The sequence below is a fragment of the Sutterella massiliensis genome (genome assembly GCF_016899755.1).
Lineage (GTDB): Bacteria > Pseudomonadota > Gammaproteobacteria > Burkholderiales > Burkholderiaceae_F > Sutterella > Sutterella massiliensis.
The window spans coordinates 1-1,198 of sequence record NZ_JACJJC010000099.1 but is presented as its reverse complement, the minus strand read 5'-3'; the positions used below and the strand labels follow the sequence as shown (position 1 = coordinate 1,198).

Annotated in this window: 2 protein-coding genes; both read left to right on the top strand. The window is 53.2% G+C overall.

The genetic code is table 11. The features are described 5' to 3' along the window. On the top strand, positions 1 to 514 hold a 514-nt coding region (locus H6A60_RS11525), incomplete at its 5' end, for a hypothetical protein (protein WP_205104751.1). 250 nt (positions 515 to 764) lie between these two features. Further along, positions 765 to 1,198 (top strand): hypothetical protein (locus H6A60_RS11520; protein WP_205104749.1); only part of this gene is annotated, 434 nt, incomplete at its 3' end.

Below are 1,198 nucleotides of genomic sequence, written 5' to 3'. Positions count from 1 at the left end.
CAAAGAACTGATGGCCATGTTCGCGTCTTTTTTAGGTATGTCGAAGACTCAGGTAAAGACCTTTTTCGGCGTCTCGGACGCCCGCTCGAAGCGATACCGCAGCCTAGCGCGGAAGTGCGGCTTCATCGACAAACATTGCGAACCCAAGTACTCGACGCTCGACTGGCGGATGCTCAGCTCGATCTTTATCGCGATCTACTGTCGCATCGGCGGCTTGAAGGTGTTGAGCAGTGTCGATCTGATTGCGGAGCACGAAGCGTACACGGCCATCGTGCGAGGTATTGAAGCCGCCCCCGTGCTCAAGGCGCGCTTTTGGCCGTACCTGCAGGGCAATGACAATTTCGTTCAGTTGGCCATGGAGTATCGTCAGGGGCACCTGTGTCTCGATTTCTGCGATATCTGCAAGTGCTCCTACGTGAAGACCTACGACACGTCGGAGAAGGCTTTCACGGGCGGCTGTTCCTTCTGTGAGTTCCGCGATACGTTCGTGTTTCGGATTCCGACGGGTGCGTAATCGCCGGAAAAACGTAGAAGAAACGAAGCGGCGGCCGCAATCGGATGCCGGTCGCCGTAGGCTTGAGAGAACAAATATCGCTTTCCTTAGTTATAGCGGGAAAGTTCAATGAAGCAACGCTGAGCGCGAACCGTGAAAGTCCCTTGGGAAAGTTCATATTTTTCCCGCAAAGGCAAGTACGTGGGAAAGGCGGACCGAATGCCCCGGACCGACCAATACGGTTCGAGGATCGCGTGCAGGAGCAGGCACCTTGATATACGATGAAGCCGACGTGACCGGCAAAGAAGGCCAAGCCGAATATGGAGAAGAAGCTTTCGATTGGGATGAACTTAACGACGTTTCTGCCATCGAGCTGAGACGGGCTGTCAATCCGGTCGACCTCGAGAATGCGGAGCATCGCTTTGTGAGAAACGTCTACAACAACGTTGCCGGCCACATAAACGCCCTGAAGCTCAGGGCGCTTATCGTGGCTGACAAAGTCGTGGCGGCGGAAAAACTCGCAAGAAAAGATAAAGAGACCAGATCGAATGTTCGCTGCCGAGTCAGAGTCACGACATCCAATACGCTCGAAATCTCATGGTACAAGCTTCATTCTTTCCGCATTTCGGAGAGTGCGGCCGTAGTGACCGGAAAAACCTATAGGAAAACCGTCGATGGAAAACAAATAACTTATATGGTTAAAGG